The 18,097-nt window shown below is 73.3% G+C and carries 11 protein-coding genes; 3 read left to right on the top strand and 8 right to left on the bottom strand.

Translation table 11 applies throughout. The features are described from left to right. Nucleotides 1-4 precede the first annotated feature (4 nt). Genes ACFY6U_RS07200 through ACFY6U_RS07190 form a run of 3 tightly spaced genes read right to left on the bottom strand, consistent with a single transcriptional unit; the run spans nucleotide 5 to nucleotide 6,356 of the window. A complete protein-coding gene (locus tag ACFY6U_RS07200) occupies nucleotides 5-4,546 on the bottom strand; it encodes an FtsK/SpoIIIE domain-containing protein (protein WP_390035512.1) in 4,542 nt (1,513 codons plus the stop codon). A gap of 59 nt (nucleotides 4,547-4,605) precedes the next feature. Then, nucleotides 4,606-5,784, bottom strand: a complete 1,179-nt coding sequence (locus ACFY6U_RS07195) for a hypothetical protein (protein WP_390035510.1) — start codon at nucleotides 5,782-5,784, stop codon at nucleotides 4,606-4,608. Next, entirely contained in the window at nucleotides 5,781-6,356 is a 576-nt protein-coding gene (locus ACFY6U_RS07190) for a sigma-70 family RNA polymerase sigma factor (protein WP_390035509.1), read from the bottom strand. Before ACFY6U_RS07190 ends, ACFY6U_RS07195 begins: the two co-directional genes overlap by 4 nt. Nucleotides 6,357-6,652: 296 nt before the next feature. Here ACFY6U_RS07190 and ACFY6U_RS07185 point away from each other — a divergent pair, with 296 nt between their 5' ends. Continuing rightward, nucleotides 6,653-7,606 (top strand): ricin-type beta-trefoil lectin domain protein, encoded by a 954-nt coding sequence (locus tag ACFY6U_RS07185; protein WP_390035508.1) that lies wholly within the window; start codon nucleotides 6,653-6,655, stop codon nucleotides 7,604-7,606. 10 nt (nucleotides 7,607-7,616) lie between these two features. Here the strand turns inward: ACFY6U_RS07185 and ACFY6U_RS07180 are convergent, their stop codons facing one another. Then, nucleotides 7,617-8,288 (bottom strand): polysaccharide lyase family 7 protein, encoded by a 672-nt coding sequence (locus ACFY6U_RS07180; RefSeq protein WP_390035507.1) that lies wholly within the window; start codon nucleotides 8,286-8,288, stop codon nucleotides 7,617-7,619. A 240-nt stretch (nucleotides 8,289-8,528) separates the two neighbouring features. Here ACFY6U_RS07180 and ACFY6U_RS07175 point away from each other — a divergent pair, with 240 nt between their 5' ends. Both ACFY6U_RS07175 and ACFY6U_RS07170 read left to right on the top strand, forming a co-directional pair. Beyond that, nucleotides 8,529-10,865, top strand: a complete 2,337-nt coding sequence (locus ACFY6U_RS07175; RefSeq protein WP_390036536.1) for a Tat pathway signal sequence domain protein — start codon at nucleotides 8,529-8,531, stop codon at nucleotides 10,863-10,865. 24 nt (nucleotides 10,866-10,889) lie between these two features. Then, nucleotides 10,890-12,791 (top strand): glycoside hydrolase family 97 catalytic domain-containing protein, encoded by a 1,902-nt coding sequence (locus ACFY6U_RS07170; protein WP_390035506.1) that lies wholly within the window; start codon nucleotides 10,890-10,892, stop codon nucleotides 12,789-12,791. Here ACFY6U_RS07170 and ACFY6U_RS07165 read toward each other — a convergent pair. The 4 genes from ACFY6U_RS07165 to ACFY6U_RS07150 all read right to left on the bottom strand — a co-directional run bounded on the left by ACFY6U_RS07165 (nucleotide 12,782) and on the right by ACFY6U_RS07150 (nucleotide 18,091). Next, nucleotides 12,782-13,696: a squalene/phytoene synthase family protein gene (locus ACFY6U_RS07165; RefSeq protein WP_390035505.1), complete on the bottom strand. Its 915-nt coding sequence runs from the start codon at nucleotides 13,694-13,696 to the stop codon at nucleotides 12,782-12,784. The genes ACFY6U_RS07170 and ACFY6U_RS07165 overlap by 10 nt on opposite strands. 56 nt (nucleotides 13,697-13,752) lie before the next feature. Next, nucleotides 13,753-14,715: an alpha/beta fold hydrolase gene (locus ACFY6U_RS07160; RefSeq protein WP_390035504.1), complete on the bottom strand. Its 963-nt coding sequence runs from the start codon at nucleotides 14,713-14,715 to the stop codon at nucleotides 13,753-13,755. A gap of 30 nt (nucleotides 14,716-14,745) precedes the next feature. After that, nucleotides 14,746-16,383, bottom strand: coding sequence for an MFS transporter (locus tag ACFY6U_RS07155; protein ID WP_390035503.1), 1,638 nt, complete (start codon nucleotides 16,381-16,383; stop codon nucleotides 14,746-14,748). Nucleotides 16,384-16,630: 247 nt separating this feature from the next. Further along, nucleotides 16,631-18,091, bottom strand: a complete 1,461-nt coding sequence (locus tag ACFY6U_RS07150) for an aldehyde dehydrogenase family protein (RefSeq protein WP_390035502.1) — start codon at nucleotides 18,089-18,091, stop codon at nucleotides 16,631-16,633. Nucleotides 18,092-18,097 lie beyond the last annotated feature (6 nt).

Raw genomic sequence — 18,097 nt, 5'->3', positions numbered from 1 at the left:
GGGGTCAGGCGCGCAGCGGGGTGAGCGGCACCTGAAGGGCGAGCAGCCCGCCCCCGGGACCGGCCGTCCACGCCCGGCCCGGGTGCGTCGTCGCCCGGACCACGCTGGGCATCAGCCGTACGCCGACCAGGTCGCCCTCGGTGAGGTTCTTCGGCGAGAGGAGCAGACCGCGCCGCGCCCGGCGGGCCGCGAGCGTCCAGCCGCTCATCCCGCTCTGGAACCCCTCCGCCGAAGCCGCGTAGACCAGTCCCAGCCCCCGGTCGCGGCCCGAGACTGCGATCTCCTTGAGGAGCTTGTCCGCCGCCGAACTGGTGAGCAGATCGGCGTCGTCGATCATCACCACCTTCGGCCCCGGCAGCGCGTCGAGCGCCGCCCGCACGGTGTCCGCCGACGGGTCGTTCTCGGTGAGCACGGTGGCCGTGGCGTGCCGCTCCAGGGCACGCAGCGGCGACTCGCGCGGGGTGAGGACGACCAGCGAGGTGCCGCCGGCCAGCAGGGACACCGCGATCGAGGCGAGGGCGTTGCTGCGGCCGGACCCGGCCGGGCCGAACACCCCGAACGCCGAGGCGGAACCCGCCAGGTCCGTACCGACCGGGCCGCCCTCGTCGCCGCCGACGCCGAGCAGCCCCCACATCGGACGCCGGTCGGTCTGGGCGACCTTCCCGTAGGCCTCGGCGAACTCCACCGAGCGCGGCAGCACCGCGACCTGGAACGGCCGCCGGGCGTCCGGCACCTGCGCGTCCCGCTTGCGCGCGGCCTCGCCGATGGTGCGCAGCGCCTCCGCCTGTTCGGTGCCGCCGCCGGCCGCCAGCTGCGCCACCTGGGTCTCGGTGCCGCTGAGCACGTGCCAGCCACGGCCCGGCGGGATGTCGGCCGGGATCTTGTTCGGCATCATGCCGACCGCCTGGTAGTCACTGCGGTCGCCCTGCCGCAGCAGCAGCTTGTGGTCGTTGTGCGCGGCCATCCGCCCGCCCAGCAGGGAGCGTTCGGAGGTGGCGATGACATGGATGCCGGCGGCGGCACCCTCGCGGATGAGCCGGGTGACCTCCTGCACCAGCTGGCCGTGGTCGTGCTCGTCGATGATGACCGAGAGCGAGTCCCAGCCGTCGATGAACAGCAGGATGTGCGCGGGCCGTTCGGCCTTCGGCAGCAGCTTGCGCAGTTCGGCGATGCCGGTCGCGCTGTGCGTCTGCGCCAGGTCCTGGCGCTCGGTCAGTTCCCGGTTCAGGCGGTGCAGCATCCGGCCCAGCCGCTCCAGGTCGTGCCGGGAGACCACGCCACCGCAGTGCGGCAGCGCACCGAGCGCGGTGAGTCCGCCGCCGCCCGCGTCGATGCCGTAGATGTGCACGTCGGCGGTGCTCGCCGCCCGCGCCGCCGACCCGGCGATGGTCCGCAGCACCTGGGTACGGCCCGAGCGCGGGGCGCCGATGACGTACAGGTGCCCGAAGGTGGCCAGGTCGGCCACGGCCACCCGGCGCTGCTGGAGCTGCGGCACGTCCTCCAGGGCGTACGGGATCACCAGCCGGCCCTCGCGGGTGGCGCCGAGCTCGTCCAGGTCGTCCAGGACCAGCTCGCGCTGGAGCGGGGGCAGCCAGGGGCTGGGCTGCGGGGTGAAGTCGTCGAGCAGGTCGGCCGCGGTGCGGATCTCCTCGACGAGCGCCTGGAGGTCGGTCGGGGCCGGCCCCTGTGCGGAGGCGACCGTCACCGTCCGCGTCTCGGCGGGCAGTTCGGCGGGGCGGCCGAGCGCGTCCCAGCCCACATCCACCGAGCGCACCGGCTTGCGGGGACCGGCCTCCGGCTCGGCCGCGGCGGCCGGGATCTGCCGGGGCCGAGCCGCGCCCACCCACGCGGTCTGGAACGGGTCCGCCTGCTTCGGACCGCGCCGGACCAGGGCCCGCCCGGGGGTGCCGGAGGAGATGTCGACGGCGTCCTTGACGTCGATGATGTCCTGGCTCTCGGTCATGTCGGTGACCCGCAGCGCGATCCGCAGGTTGGTGTTGGCGCGGATGTCACCGGTGACCACACCGGCGGGGCGCTGGGTGGCCAGGATCAGGTGGATGCCGAGCGAGCGGCCGCGCTGCGCGATGCTGATCAACCCGGGCACGAAGTCGGGGACCTCGCGGACCAGGGTGGCGAACTCGTCGATGACCAGCAGCAGCCGGGGCAGCGGGGCCAGCGAGGGGTCGGCGGCCCGCTTGGCCCGGTACTCGGGGTGGTCCTTGGCGTCGGCGGCGGCCAGTACCTGTTCCCGGCGCCGCAGTTCGGCACCGAGCGACTCCAGGGCCCGCTCCACGAGGTGGGCGTCGAGGTCGGTGACCATGCCGAGGGTGTGCGGCAGGTTGGCGCACTCCTTGAACGCGCTGCCGCCCTTGTAGTCGACCAGCACGAAGGTGAGTTCGTCGGGCCGGTTGGCGGCGGCCAGCGAGGCCACGAACGTCTGCAGCAGTTCCGACTTGCCGGAACCCGTCGTACCCGCGACCAGGCCGTGCGGTCCGTCCTGCACCAGGTCCAGGGAGAGCGGACCGTCGAAGCCGGTGCCGATCAGGAAGGACGTGGAGGCGGGATCGGTCTGCCAGCGGTCCAGCAGGGCCTGCGCGTTGGGTGGCTCCTGGTCCAGCAGGTCGAGCAGCCGGACCCGCTGGGGCAGTCCGGCGTCGTGCTCGGGGCTGACGTCCCGGACCGGGGCCAGCGCGCGGGCCAGCTGCTCGCACCACTCGGGGGAGACCCGGTCGGCGCGCACCGCCGGCAGGTCGGGCGCGCCCGGCCGCCGTACGGTCAGCCGCCCGTCGGCGGCGAGCACGACACCCGTGCTCTCCTCGGGCAGCAGCCGCTCCTGCTCGTCCAGGCAGACGCTGAATATCCGCACCCGCGGGCCGTCGGTCAGCACCTGCACCATGCCGGGCACGTCGCGCAGCCGCCGCGCACCGTCCGCGATCACCAGCACGTCCGGGTCGGTGAAGACCACGTCACGCTCGTTGCCGGCCTGCCGGCGGCGCGACTGCACCTGGGAGACCAGCTCGCTGATCCGGGCGGCGGTGGACTCCGGGTCGTTGCCGATCAGGACGACGGGACCACCGGCCGTACCGGGCTTGAGATGCGGCAGCCAGCGCGTCCACGCCCAGTCCGCCACCCGGTCGGGCTCGGTCAGGACGACGATCCTCAGGTCGCGCGGGCTGTGCAGCACAGTGGCCTGCGCCACCAGCCAGCGGGCCAGCGGCTGCACCTCGGCGGCCGGACCCGCGACGCCCACCACGCCGTGCGCGGTGATGTCGACACCGATCGGCGTGTCGGGGATGTTCCAGCGGATCGAGCGGTGGTTCTCGTCCCGCGCCGGGTCCTCCAGCTCCCGGACCGACGGCTGGTCCACCGTGCCCAGGCGCAGCACCAGATGGTCGGGGTCGCGGCGGCGCCGCTCCCAGAGCCGGCCACCGGGTCCGGTCGCGATCAGGGCCACCGACGCCGGGTCCGGGCCGGTCTTGTCCCGCACCCGCCGCTCGCCCACCACCGCGTCCCGGACCTGCTCCTCCAGGACGTCACGGCGCCGCTCGTAGGCCGCCTCCGACTCCAGGAACTGCTTGCGGGCCGCACGGCGTCCGGTCGCCCAGTTCGACAGCATCATCATCGGGCTGAGGAACAGGAACACCAGGAAGTAGTACGACTTGAAGATGCTGACCATGAACAGGCCGAGGACGATCGGGGAGATCATCATCACGGTCGGGAACGGCCGCTTCTGCGGCGGCGACGGCGGCTGCGGCAGCCGGACCCGCTCGGCGTCCAGGTGCGGGGCGATGCGCGGCGGCCGGTTGTAGTCCACGCCGTAGCCGTCGGCGGACGGTGTGACGGCCGCGTCCGCCTCGACCGGGGAGCTCATCCGCAGCAGTACCGGACCCACCGTCAGGTCCTCACCGGCCGGCCAGGGCACCGGGCCGGGCCCCGTGGGGCGTTCGCGGGGCGGCTGCGGGCGGGGACGGCGCAGCTGGGTGATGGCGTCGTCGGGCGGCGGCGAGGCGAGCCGGGCCCGCACGGCGGCCTCGGGATCGTCGTCGATGCGCTGCCAGGCCGCGGTGCCGTCCGCGCCGACGGTCACCCACAGTCCGTGCTCGGGTACCCCGTCCGCCGCGTCGAGGCGCAGGGCGCACAGCGGGTCGGTGCCGATCTCGTGGCTGCCGGGACCGAGCCGCCAGGTGCGCCCGGCGCCGGGCCCGGAGACGAGGTGCACCTCGGCGAGGACCCCGTCCGGGTCGGCGTCGTCCTGGACCCGGACCAGGTCGGCCGGGCGGGCCGGGCCGCCGAGTCCGACCAGGCCGCCGTCCCGGATCCCGCTGCCGGACACCGGCGCTGCGGGATCCAGCCGGTGGTCGCCGGTGTAGAGGTTCCGGGCCCGCGGCGCGCCGGCCGCCGCCCAGTCCGCACCGCCGGTGGCGGCGGCCTCGTCCTGGGTCAGGGCGGCGGCGAGATCGCCGACGGTGGCGTTCGAGGGCAGCCGGACCTGGTGGTCGCGGCGCTGTCCGTCCGTGGCGTCCACGGTGGTGATGGTGAGGTTCACGGCTCCCAGCCGGGCGTTCGTTCGTACGGGATCGGGGGACGGGTACGGCGGTCAGGCCGTCACGGTGCCTGCGGTGCGGTCGCGGAGACACCGGCCGCCTCTGCGGCGCTCGGTTCCGCGAAGTCGTCGTCGCTCTCGACGGCCGAGGCCGGGGCGGGGACCGGCGCGTGGGCCGGCTCGGGCGCGGGGGCCGGCCGGGTCGCGGAGACCCCGGTCGGCCCGGCGGCGGGGGCCGCGCCGGCGTCGAGGTCCGGCTCGTCCGGCAGCAGGTCGGGGTCGGCCGTGGACACGGCGTCCGCCGGAACCGCGGCATCGTCGTGCGGGAGGTCCGGGCCCGGCGGGAGCGCGGCCAGCGTCCGGGCCACGGCCCGCGCCAGCGGCAGCGCGTCGACGCGGGCGGCGGCGGGCGCGCCGTGCACCGTGAGCACCGCGTCCGGGGCGATCTCCAGCAGCCGGGTCCGGCCCCGGGCGACGCCCAGGCTCAGCAGCCGGACACCGGACGGCAGCGGCCGTTCCAGGGGATCGGCGCACACCGCGACCTCGATGCCGGGCTGCCCGACGGCCGCCGCGGCCGGCATCCCCGGATGCCGCGGGTGCACCCCGGCGGCGATGACGACCCGGCCCTCCGGCAGCCGGGCGTCCAGCTGCGCGGCCAGTGCCTGGAGCACCGCGCGAGCCGAGCGGGCGGCGCGCGACGGGCCGTACACGGACAGCGCGGGCGGACCGGAACGAACGTCCAGCAGCACGGCGTGGCCCATGTCGTGCCCCACGCACACCAGCAGCGGTACGGCGGACTCCACGCCGTCGTCCGTCAGATCGGCACGGTCGATCCACCACAGCCGCGGGTCGCTCTCGTCCGCCGCCCAGGGCTCCGGCGGCTCGCGCAGCGCGTCGCCGTCGGCCGCGACCAGCACGGCCATCCACTCCGGGCCGGCCAGCACGCCGTAGGGCCGCACCCCGGGCCGGACGGCCGCGGCCAGCGCCGTGGCCCGCTCGGCGTCGGACCACACGGCCGGGTCGCGCAGCAGCCGCACCAGCAGGCGCAGACCGCGCCGGTAGCGCAGCTCCGTGCGGACCGGACTCGTGAACGCCTTCGCGGTCAGGCTGATCTCACGCCCGAGCCGGCGCCACAGGGCCTTCCAGCCGCCGCCGCGCCGGACCAGCCAGTGCGTGACGGCGAGGACCAGCACCAGGACGCCTACGAGGCCGAGCAGGGTGGTGATGGTGTCGGAGGTCATGAGGTCGTCTCTCCCCGGAGGTGCTCGGTCCCGGCCGGGCGGCAGCCGTGGGATTCGAGGGTGGCGCGCAGCGCGCGGATGCCGTGGTGGGTACGGGACTTGACCGTGCCCGGGGGCAGCCCGAGCTGGCGGGCCACGTCGGCGGCGGGCTGGCCCAGCAGATGGACCCGGGCGACGGCCTCCCGGTGGGCGGGAGCGAGGGTGCGCAGGGCGGAGACCAGCACCCGGCGGTCACCGACCTGTTCGGCGTGGTCGGGAACCGGCGCGGGGGCGGCACCGCCGAAGTCCGCCGCCGTGATCCCCACCGGGATGCTCCGGTCCCGGCGCCGGCCGTCGACCACGAGGTTGCGGGCCACCCGGAACAGCCACATCCGGATGGGCCGGTCCCGCCAGTCCAGCCGGCCGGCCGACTGCCAGGCCCGCAACAGGGTTTCCTGGACGACGTCCTCCGCGCCGTGGGGGTCGCGCCCCATCATGCCGGTCACGAAGCGGCGCAGGCTGTCGCGCTCCGCGAGAAGGAGGCCGAGCGTCCGGTCCGCGCCGTCGGCGCGGTCATGGTCGATGAGGCTCACGGCCTCCGCCTTCCGGTGTCGGTGGTGCAGTTGTGCTGTCGTGCGGGGTTGCTCTGTGTCACTGTGAAACGTGTCAGGCACGAACGCTAGCGCGAATAACGCCAGTTCCCGAAGCCGCCCTCGTCCCGGACTTCAACAGGTTCGTCACAGGCAACTCCGCATAGGTGGACGGAAGGTGACGTTCGGCCGGATCTTCGTGGACGGGCGGGCGGATCGGCGCCGAGCCTTGGTTACTGTTCCTGTGCCCCGCATGTTCCGGGCGTTCCGAGACCTTCACGAGACCCTCAGGAGACGACGTGCCGCCCCTTCGCAAACCCCGGCCCTCGGCGGAACGGCCCGGCACCCCGGCGGGACGTTTCAGCGACACCTTCGCCCGCCGTCCCGCCGTGCCCCGCCGCGGGCTGGTGCCGGGCGTGCGGGTGTGGGGGACCGTCGGCGCGGCGGCCGGGCTCACCGTCGTCGCCGCCCTGGCCGTACCGCTGCTGAGCCGGGTGGACCTCTTCCCGGACCCGGACACCACACCGGCCGCCGTGGTGGCGGCGGGGGAGCCGACGACGCTCTCCGGCACCGGCGAATCCGCGTCCCCGTCCTCGTCGCCGACGCCCTCGCACACCGCCTCCCACAAGCCCGAGAAGACCACCTCCGGCGACTCCGGGTCGGCCGGCGGCGCGGGCACCGGCTCGACCGGGCAGCAGTCCGGAGGCGGCTCCGTCGGCTCCGGTTCGAACTCGACCCCGAACTCCGGCTCCACGTCCTCCGGTTCGAAGTCCGGCGGCTCCAAGTCCTCCTCGTCGGGCGACTCCTCGTCCGGCGGTTCCTCCTCCGGCAGTTCCTCGTCGGGAGGCAGCGGTACGAAGACCACCACCGTGCCCGGTGTGAAGCTCGTCGGGACCGGATCCGGCCGGTGCATCGACGTCACCAACGCCGGCGGGGACGGCACCCGGCTGGAGATCCTGGACTGCTCGGGCGCCGCCAAGCAGAAGTGGGTCTTCCAGTCGGACGGCACCATCCGCTCGCTCGGCCTGTGCATGGACCTGGCCTGGGCCAACACCGCGAACGGCACCGCGATCCAGGTCGCCAAGTGCAGCGGCAACCGTGCCCAGCTGTTCTACCTCAGCGCACAGGGCGACCTGGTCAGCGCACTGGCCGACAAGTGCGTGGACGCCACCGACAACGGCACGGCCAACGGCACCAAGCTCCAGCTGTGGACCTGCTCGGGCACGCCCAACCAGAAGTGGCACAAGGGCTGACCACGGCCCGTCATCTGGTCCAGTAGCGGAGGTTGCGGAAACGGGCCTCCGCGCGGCCGGAACCGTGGTTGTAGACGCCGTTCTTGAAGTACCGGGTGGCCGGGCCCCGGTCGTCGACGGTCAGCACGAGGGAGTCGTCCAGGTAGACCTTGACGGTCCCGGTCCCGGTGCTCGCCTCATGGGCGAGCTTGACGTTGAACCAGGTGTCGTACGCGTCCGTCCTGAGCACCGTGCCGTCGTAGCGCCGCACGGTGCCGCCGCCGGTGTCGTAGACGTCGAGCATGATGTCCGTCGCCGGGGTGCCCGAGGGGTGGACGCTCCGCAGGATCTGCACGAAGGTCGCCCCGTCGGTGCCGGACGGCAGGTAGACGTCGGCGTCCCACATGTGGCCGCCCGTGCTGTAGTCGACCTTCCAGCGCATCTCCGTGCGCGGGTCGGTGCCGCTGCCCTCCTCGAACGGCTCGTCGGTGGCGTACACCCACATGCGCTCGACGCCCCCGCCGGAGCTGTGCCGGTCGCTGAGGGCGAGGTTCCAGGGCTTCTGCCAGCTGTAGGTGAACGACGTCTGCGTCCACCCGTCGGTCGGGGTGGCGGCCGCGGTGGCGACGCCGTCGGTCAAGCCGGTCAGGGGGAGGGCCAACAGCGCTCCTGTGCCGGCCCGTAAGAGGGATCTCCGGTTCATCGACTGTCCTTTCCGGTGGGGAGTCGCGAACGAAATCGCGAACGCAGGCAACCCCAATACATCGGAGGAGTCAACTACTTGAGTCAAGGTTATTGATGTGAACGCGATGCTCAAGTGCGTTTGATGGCTCAAGTAAGCGCGATCTCTGCTGCGTTGCGGCTGTTGACAGGTGTACGTGAGGTCCCTAGGTTCGCCGATACACCCGATGTATCGATGATCCGTCAGGTATGGAGGACGATGATGACCTCGCACCCGGACAGCCGTTCACCGGTCCCCCGCAGAGCCGTACTCGGCACCGCCCTCGGCGGCGCGGCGGTCGCCGCCCTGCCTGGGGCCGCCCACGCGGCGTCGACGGAACCGGCCCTCGCCGCCCACGGGGAGTCGGAGAAGCCCGCCGGAGCCCGACACCCCTGGAAACTCCGCAACACCATGACCACCGACGGTGCCTGGGACCGGTTCCTGCGCGCACAGGACCTGCTGTGGAGCAGGCTGCCGACCCTCTGGTACGAGGGGCCGTTCCTCGGCGACGGGCTGCTCGGCAGCATGATCTACCAGGAACCGGGCGCCAACCAGATCCGCCTGACCGTCCAGCACGGCCGGGTCCAGGACCACCGCCCGCAGTTCGGCAGCGGCTGGGGCACCGCCCGCCTCCCCGTCGGGCACCTCACCCTGGAACCGGTCGGCACCATCACCGCCGTCGACTGGCGCCTCAGCCTGTGGAACGCCGAACTCACCGGCACCGTCACCACCACCGCCGGCACCCTCACCCTCGCCGCCCTCATCCACGACGAGGTCCTCGCCGTCCGCGCCACGGCCGTCGGCGGCGAGCACGTCACGTGGACCTTCCACCCCGAGGAGGCCATCAGCCCCCGCAAGATCCAGGAGGCACCGCCCGCCGGCTACACCGCCAACCCGCCCTGGACCACCCGGACCACGGCCGACGGCACCGAGCAGGTCCTCCAACCCCTGACCGGCGGCGGCCAGACGGCCACCTCCTACCGCCGTACCGGCGACGAACTCCTGCTCAGCGTCGGGCACAGCTTCCCCTCGGACAGCGCCGCCGAGGCGGACTCCAGGCGTCACCTGCGGAGTGCTGTGTCATACAGCACACTCAGGCGACGCCACACCCGCTGGTGGCACGCCTTCTACCAGAAGAGCTTCGTCTCGTTCCCCGACCAGCGGCTGCAGAGCTTCCACTGGATCCAGCTCTACAAGGTCGCCTCCGCCAGCCGTGCCGACGGCCCGGTCATGGCCACCCCCGGACCCTGGCTGGAACCCACCCCCTGGCCGGCGGTCTGGTGGAACCTCAACGTCCAGCTCGAATACTGGCTGATCCACGCCTTCAACCACCCGGAACTGGACTCCCTCGCCACCACCCTGCGCCAGAGCCAGGAACAGCTCACCGCCAACGTGCCCGCCGCCTACCGCTCGGACAGCTCCGGCATCGGCCGCAGCTCCGACATGTTCGCCAACCGGGAGGTGGGGCAACCGGGAACCGGCGCCGAGACCGGGGACCTCACCTGGGCGTTGCACAACGTCTGGCTGTCGTACCGCCACTCCATGGACAAGTCCCTCCTGCGCGACACGATCTACCCGCTGCTGCGCCGCACGATCACCTACTACTGGCACTTCCTCACCCCGGGCAGCGACGGCAGGCTGCACCTGCCGAGCACGCTCTCGCCCGAGTACCCGGTCGTCCCGCCGCAGGACACCAACTACGACCTCGCCCTGATCCGCTGGGGCTGCCAGACCCTCCTCGACTCCGCCGAACTGCTGGGTGTCGACGACGAGCTGAAGCCGCGCTGGCAGGAGATGCTGACCCGGCTCACCCCGTACCCGGTCGACGACAACGGTTTCATGATCGGCGCCGACACGCCGTACGACCAGTCCCACCGGCACTACTCGCACCTGCTGATGGTGTACCCGCTGTACCTCGTCAACTGGGACCAGCCCGAGAACCGCGACCTGATCACGAAGTCCGTCGTGCGCTGGCACGCGCTGACCGGCGCCCACCGCGGCTACAGCTACACCGGGGCCGCCTCGATGTACGCGATGACCGGCGACGGCGACACCGCCATCGGCTACCTGCGGAAGTTCTTCGACCCCACGACCCGCTACCCCTGCCGGGCCAACACCCACTACACCGAGGCCGGTCCGGTCATCGAGACCCCGCTGTCCGCCTCGCAGTCCCTGCACGACATGTTCTGCCAGAGCTGGGGCGGGATCGTCCGCGTCTTCCCGGCCGTCCCGACCGCCTGGGCGGACCTCACCCTGCACGACTTCCGCACCCAGGGCGCCTTCCTGGTCAGCGCGGTGCGCGAGGCCGGCAGCACCCGGTTCATCCGGATCCGCAGCCTCGCCGGCGAGCCCCTCAAGCTCCGGCACGGCCTGACCGGGCGGCTCACCGTCCTGCTCGACGACGGCACCCCGGCCCGCACCCACGACCTCGGCGACGGCACCCTCGCCATCGACCTGCCCCGCGGCCGCGAGGTCCTCGTGTACTCCGGCTCCCGCCCCGATCTCGTCATCGCCCCCGTCGCCGTCAGCGAACCGGGCGCGGCGTGGGGACTGCCGTAACCACCGACCCCAAGGGGAGTTCACATGGCCGTTCCACTCCCGAGAACGATGGTCGCCGCGCTCTGTGCCGGGCTGGCGGCCACTCTCCTCACCACCGCGCCCGCACGGGCCGAGCAGCAGCGGCAGCAGCCGCACGCCTGGACCGTGACCGAGGCGGCCCACGCACCCCGAGCCCGGATAGCCCTCGACGACACCACCGGCACCCTCAGCCTCGCGGTCTCCCGTGCCGGTCGTACGGTCATCGAACCGTCGCCCGTCGGCATCGTCACCCAACAGGCCGACCTCTCGCAGGGGTTGCGCTTCGTGCACCGCAGGGACCGTACGGTCGAGGAGCGTTACCGGGCGAAGTCCGGCAAGCGACTGGACCGCCGGGTGCGCATGAACGAGACCCGGCTGTCCTTCGCCACCGCCGCCGGCGCCCGCCTCGACCTCGTCGTCCGCGCCTCCGCCGACGGCATCGCCTACCGCTACGTCCTGCCCACCGGGTACGGCGACGTCCTCGGCGAGACCTCCGCGTTCAACCTGCCGGCCGACGCGGGCGCCTGGCTCAGCACCTACCGGGTCGACAACGAGGGCCAGTTCAACCAGTACACCGCCGCGACCGCGCCGACCGGCGAGTACTCGGACCAGGCCCTGTTCGCCACCGACGGCGGCTACACCCTGCTCGCCGAGTCCGACCTCACCGGCACCTACTCGGGCGCCCGGCTCGCCCACACCCAGGGCACCGGCACGTACCGCGCCAGGCTGGCCGACAGCCAGGTGCACACCGACGGCGCCCTCAGCACCCCCTGGCGTGCCGTGATCACCGGCGACCTCGCCACCGTCACCCGGTCGACCTTCACCGACGACCTCGCGCCCGCCTCCAAGGTCGCCGACCCCTCCTGGATCCGGCAGGGCACCGTGCTGTGGACCTGGCTGGCCGGCGGCCGCACCGCGGGGCAGAGCCTCGACGCGCAGAAGGCGTACGTCGACTACGCGGCCGCACACCACTGGCCCTACGAGGCCGTCGACTCCGGCTGGTACTTCAAGAAGGACGAGTGGGACGTCACCGACCCCGACTGGCAGACCGACAGCTGGATGCCCCAACTTGTCGACTACGCACGGGCCAAGGGCGTCGGGATCATCGTCTGGATCCACCAGCGTGACCTCGACACCCCCGAGGAACGCGCCCAGTGGCTGCCCACCCTGGAACGCTGGGGCGTCAAGGGAGTCAAGATCGACTTCATGAACTCCGAGGCGCAGTCCATGTTCCAGTGGTACGACTCCGTCCTGGCGGAGACCGCCGCCCACCACCTCATGGTCGACTTCCACGGCGCCACCCTGCCCAAGGGCATCCAGCGCACCTGGCCCCAGGTGATGACCATGGAGGCCGTCGGCGGCGAGGAGAAGCGCACCAACACCGCCGCCCACCTCACCACCCTGCCCTTCACCCGCAACGTCATCGGCTCCATGGACTTCACCCCCGGCGGCTTCCAGCGCGTCGGCCTGCGCCCCAACTCCGACGCGGCCGAGGTCGGACTCACCGTCGCCTACGAGTCGGGCCTCCAGATGTTCGCCGGCACCCCCGAGTCGTACGACCAACGGCCCCTCGCCCGGGACTTCCTCGACCAGGAGCCCGCCGCCTGGGACGACACCCGGCTGCTGGCCGGCAGCCCCGGGCAGGAAGCCGTGCTCGCCCGCCGCAGCGGGGACCGCTGGTTCCTCGGCGGGGTCTATGCCGGTGCCGCCCACACCGCCACCGTGCCCCTGACCGTCGGCCGGGGCCGGTGGCTGGTGCAGACGATCCGGGACGGCGCCGACGGCCTCGTCCAGGACAGCCGAGTCCTGAGCGGCGGGGACGAGTTGAGTGTCGATGTGGTCGCCAACGGCGGCTTCGCCGGGATCGCCTGCCGCTGGCACCCGGGCATCACCACCTGCTACCGCTGAGCGCGCACCGCCGCCCGGCGGGCACCGAACAACAGCTTGAGGGTGCCCGCCGTGGACGGTGACGCCGAACCCCGCAGTATCCCCGTACCGCGGGCCAGTACCGCCTCGGCGGTCATCAGTTCGATCTCGATGAGGGCGCTCACCATCGGCCGGTGGGCGGCCGGCATCAGTGCCAGCACCTCCCGCCCCGACCGCAGATCGGTCCGGGCCCTCTCGACCTCGTGCTCCACGAGGGAACGCAGGCCGTCGGAGGCCCGGCCCGCCTCGAGGTCCGCCACCGTGACCGAGAAGCGCTGCAGAGTCTCCGCCGGGATCCCCGGATGCCCCTCCCGCAGGTCCTCGGCCAGGTCGTTGACGAAGTCCAGCCGCTGGCTGCCGTCGATGAGCGTGCGGCAGCCCGCTCGGTAGCGCCCGTCGGTGTCGCTCCCGGGCCCCAGCAGTCCGGCGATCGGCATGAAGGCGGGCAGCGAGTAGGCGTCCACATAGGCCTGGTAGTCGGCCTCCGTCGCGAAGCCGTCGAACTCCAACTCGGCCGCGGCGGTGGGCAGATACGACTCCACCGCCGCCCGGTGCCGCGGGTGTGCGGTGACGGTGTGCAGTAGGGTGCGGATCAGCGGATCGTCACTGGTCCCGGTCTCCAGTGCGGTGCGCACCCGCTTCTCCCAGGCGTCCCAGGCCGCCGCCCGCTCCGGCTTCGGGCCCGAGTCCAGGAGTGTGTCCCCGTGGTGCATCACGGCCGTCGCGGCCACCACGTGGGGCAGCACGGCGGGCGGCAGCAGCACCCTGCAGGCCAGGTAGGCGCTGCGCCGGTACCGCCGCACCAGCCGACGCTGGCTGCTGTAGTCCCGGCGCAGTTCCGGGTCCGTGATGCCTGCCGCGGTCAGGGTCTTGTTCCACGCGCTCACGCAATGATCGTAGAGGCTGCCGCGGATCGCCCGGCCGGGGGCCGCGAACCGTGCTGTCAGGAAAGGGAGTCGAGGAATCCGAGCAGCGCCGCGTTCACCTCGTCCGGCCGCTCCTGCTGGGTCCAGTGCCCGCAGCCCGCCAGCTTCAGGGGCTCGCGCACCAGGTTCGGCATCAACTCGGGCAGGCGGGCGATGAGTTCGGGCGTGCCGGGGAACGCCGGCACCAGGTCACGGTCGCCGTAGACGTAGAGGGCGGGCGGGGTGACGACGGCGCCCTGCCAGGGGGCGGTCAGTTCCCAGTTGCGGTCGAGGTTGCGGTACCAGTTGAGGGCGCCGGTGAAGCCGTGGGAGAAGCTCTCGGAGAGCGCGTCGAGGTCCGCCTCGGTGAACCACCGCGGCAGGGTCTCCGGATCCGGCATGTCCGCGAGCCAGCCGCGTTCGGAGTCGACCAGCGGCTGCCGGATCTCACCGGTGCCGGCGCCCTCGCCGGACGCCATGGTGAAGAACTTCCGCAAAGTGCTGCGCGGGTCGCGGCCGAACTCGGCGTCGGCGACACCCGGGCGGTTGAAGTAGTTCCAGTAGAAGCGCCCGCCGAACCTCCGGTCCATCGTCTCCAGCGGCGGCTGCGCCCCGCGGAACGGTGGCGGCACGCTCAGCCCGGCCACTCCGCGCACCAGGTCGGGGCGGAACAGCGCGGTGTGCCAGGCGACCGGTGCGCCCCAGTCGTGCCCGACGACGACCGCCCTCTCCTCGCCCAGCTCCCGGATCAGCCCGACGACATCGCCGACCAGATGGAAGATGCTGTACGCCTCGACGTCCGCGGGGTGGTCGCTGCTTCCGTACCCGCGCTGGTCGGGGGCGACCACGTGGAAGCCGGCCTCGGCCAGCGGGCCGAACTGGTGCTGCCAGGAGTGCCAGGACTCCGGAAAGCCGTGCAGCAGCACGACCAGCGGGCCGGAACCCTCCTCGGCGATGTGCAGCCGGATCCCGTTCACGGCGACCATTCGATGCTGAACCATGTGCACGAGCGTACGCGCAATGATCTTCGGCTACCCGTCCCGGCCTGCTCCGGAGGCGGCGTCGAAGGCGTGCGTGGCCTCCGGAGCGGTGCCGGGCAGCAGGAAGGACCGGGCGTGCTCCTCGAAGCGCCGGTCGGTCACGGTCTGGCGGGTGTGGTGCTGGGCGAGGTGCTCCGCCCACGAGCCGACGAGGTAGTTCTCGATGAACCGGCCGGGTTCGGTGCCGTCCTCGTACAGGCCCCAGGTGAGCGCCCCGGTGCGGCGGCGGGAGCGGGCGACGTTCGCCATGGCCCGGGCGAAGGCCGCCCCGTCGTCGGGGGAGACGTGGTAGACGATCGAGACGAGGACCGGGCCGTCGGCCGGGCCGGGCTCGTGGACCAGGGGCGGGGTCGGCCAGTGGTCGGACGGGGTCGGGTCGATCCGCGCGGCGTCGTACAGCGGCCACAGCGGGACGGTGCCGGCGGTGAGCGCGAGCAGCCCCGCCGCCACGAGCAGGGCGGTGGCGAGACCCGCGCCCTGGGCCAGCGCGCCCCACAGCGGGGCGGCGAGGGCCTGGCCGCCCTGGAAGACCAGCAGGTACACGGCGAGTCCACGGGCGCGCACCCAGCCGGGCAGCCGGGTCTGGGTCGCGGCGTTCAGCGTGGACAGGACCGCGATCCAGGCCACCCCGGCGGGCAGCAGCGCCACCGCGGCCACCCAGGTGACGTGGACCGTCGCCAGGACGGCCAGGACCGCGCCGAAGACGAGGGCCCCGGCGGCCAGCACGCCGTTGGCACCGAGCAAGTGCTGCAGCCGGGGCAGCAGGAACGCACCGCCCACGGCGCCGAACCCGACGGCGGCCAGCAGCAGACCGTATCCGCCGGAGCCGAGGTGCAGCGAGTCACCGGCGACCAGCGGCAGCAGCGACCACACGGCGGCAGCCCCCGGGATGAACAGCGCGGTGCGCAGCAGCACACGCCGGACGCCGGGCGCGTTCCACACGTAACGGCGGGCCGCGTGGAGGGCGGTGAAGAACCCCTCGCCCTCGGTGGCCGGGACGGACGCGCCGGCGGGACGCTTCCACAGCAGCAGCACGGCCACGATGCCCAGGTAGGACACCGCGTTGAAGGCGAACGTCCACCCCGCGCCCGCCGCCGCGACCAGGACACCGCCGACGGCCGGTCCGATGGCGCGGGCCAGGTTCATGTTGACCGCGCCCAGCGCGGAGGCCTGGCCGAGCTGGGCGCGGCCCACGAGTTCGGGCTGGATCGCCTGCCAGGCCGGACCCATCAGGGCGGTGCCGCAGCCCAGCAGGAACGTCAGGGCGAGCAGCGCACCCGGGGCGAGTGCGTCGGCGAAGGCCAGTACGGCAAGGACCGCCGCCACCGCGCACATGGCGACCTGGGCGACGACGAGCAGCCCGCGCCGGTCGAACCGGTCGGCGAGCACCCCCGACGGCAGCGCCAGCAGGACGACGGGCAGGCTGGACGCGGTCTGCACGAGCGTGACCAGGGTGGCCCCGTGGCCGAGCAGCAGCCACTGCGCGCCGACCGTCTGCATCCAGGTGCCGAAGTTCGACACGAACTGGGCGATCCACAGCGCCCGGAACACCGGCAGCGCCAGCGGCGCCCAGGCCGAACCTGGGGCCGGGGAGACACCGCTGCCGCCGTCCTTCGTGGTGACTGCCATGTCGCCGCCGCTCCGCGAGAGTTGCATGCCGGGCCGGGGCGCCCCCGGTCCCCGCCTTCCCAGTTGTCCTACGCGGCCTTCTTACGCGCCGAAGCCGCGCCCCCGCAAGCGGAGACGCCCTCCCAGCTCGCTCTTTGCCCGAACGGGCAGCCGCGGGGGCGGGGCCGCGTCGCCCCCGCTCCGCGGGGCACCGCCGGCTCGGCCGGGGCCGAGCCGTGGGGCCTGTGACACGTCGCGGGCGCGGCGCTCAGAACGGGAAGTGCGCCTGCTGGGTCGTGAGGGTCACCCAGCGGGTGTTGGAGAACGCCTCGATGCCCCACCGGCCGCCGAACCGGCCGTACCCGGAGGCCTTGACCCCGCCGAAGGGCGCGTGCGGTTCGTCGGCCACGGACTGGTCGTTGATGTGGACGATCCCGGTGCGGATCCGGCGCGCGACCGCCAGCCCGTGCGTCGCGTTCTCGGTGATGATGCCGCAGGTCAGACCGTTGTCCGTGTCGTTGGCGAGGGCAATCGCGGCCGCGTCGTCGGCGAACGTCTCGACGACGCCGAGCGGTCCGAAGGCCTCCGCGTAGTACAGCTCGGCGTCCTTGGGGACGTCGGCGAGGACGGTCGCCGGGTGCACCGCGCCCTCCGGCCGGCCGCCCCCGGTGAGCACGGTGGCGCCCTTGCCGACGGCGTCCGCCACCAGCCCGGCCACGCGCTCCGCGGCGGACGCGGTGACCAGCGGGCCCACCACCGTGTGCGGGTCGCCCGGATCACCGGACGGAAGGGCGGCGACCTTGGCGCTGAGCTTCTGGACGAACTCCTCGGCGAGGGACTCGTGGACGAGGATGCGGTCGCCCGACATGCAGATCTGCCCGGAGTTCATGAACATGCTGAAGGTGACGGCGTCCACCGCGTAGTCCACGTCGGCGTCCGCGAGGACGAGCACCGCGTTCTTGCCGCCCAGTTCCAGCACCGCCGGCTTGAGGTGCCGTGCCGCGTGGGTGCCGATGATCCGGCCGACGCCGGTGGAGCCGGTGAAGTTCACCGCCCGTACCCGCGGGTCGGCGATCAGCGCCTCCGCGATCTCGGCCGCGTCCTCGCGGGCGTTGGTGACCACGTTCAGCACGCCGTCGGGCAGGCCGGCCTCGCGGAGCACGTCCGCGACGAGCAGCCCGCAGGCGATCGGCGCGTCCTCGCTGGGCTTGACGACGACCGTGTTGCCGGCGGCGAGCGGCGCCGCCACCGCCCGGACACCGAGGATGACCGGGGCGTTCCACGGCGCGAACGCCGCCACCACCCCGAGCGGCTCCCGTACCGCGAGCCCCAGGGCGCCCTCCTCCTGGGCGCTCAGCACCTCGCCCCGCGGCGCGGTGATCGCGGCCCCGGCCTCGCGCAGGATGTTCGCGGCGAGCCCCACGTTGAAGCCGGCCCACGGCCGGGTGCCGCCGACCTCCTGGGCCATGAGGTCGGCGACCTGCTCCGCGCGTGACTCCAGCAGGTCGGCGGCCCTGAGGAAGATCGCGCGGCGGGCGAAGGGGGCGAGCGCGGCCCACGCCTCGAAGGCCGCGTCGGCGGCGTCCACGGCGCGGGTCACGTCCTCGGGCCCGGCCGCGGCGACCGTGGCGTAGACCTCGCCGGTGTAGGGGGCGATGTCCTCGGTGGTGCGGCCGGACAGGGCGGGGACGTCCTTGCCGCCGATCAGAAGTTCGCGAATGAGGGGCATGTGCGC

It is taken from the genome of Streptomyces sp. NPDC013157 (genome assembly GCF_042899865.1).
GTDB lineage: Bacteria > Actinomycetota > Actinomycetes > Streptomycetales > Streptomycetaceae > Streptomyces.
Note: the sequence above shows the minus strand (reverse complement) of the source record. Positions and strands in the feature narration are given on the sequence as shown.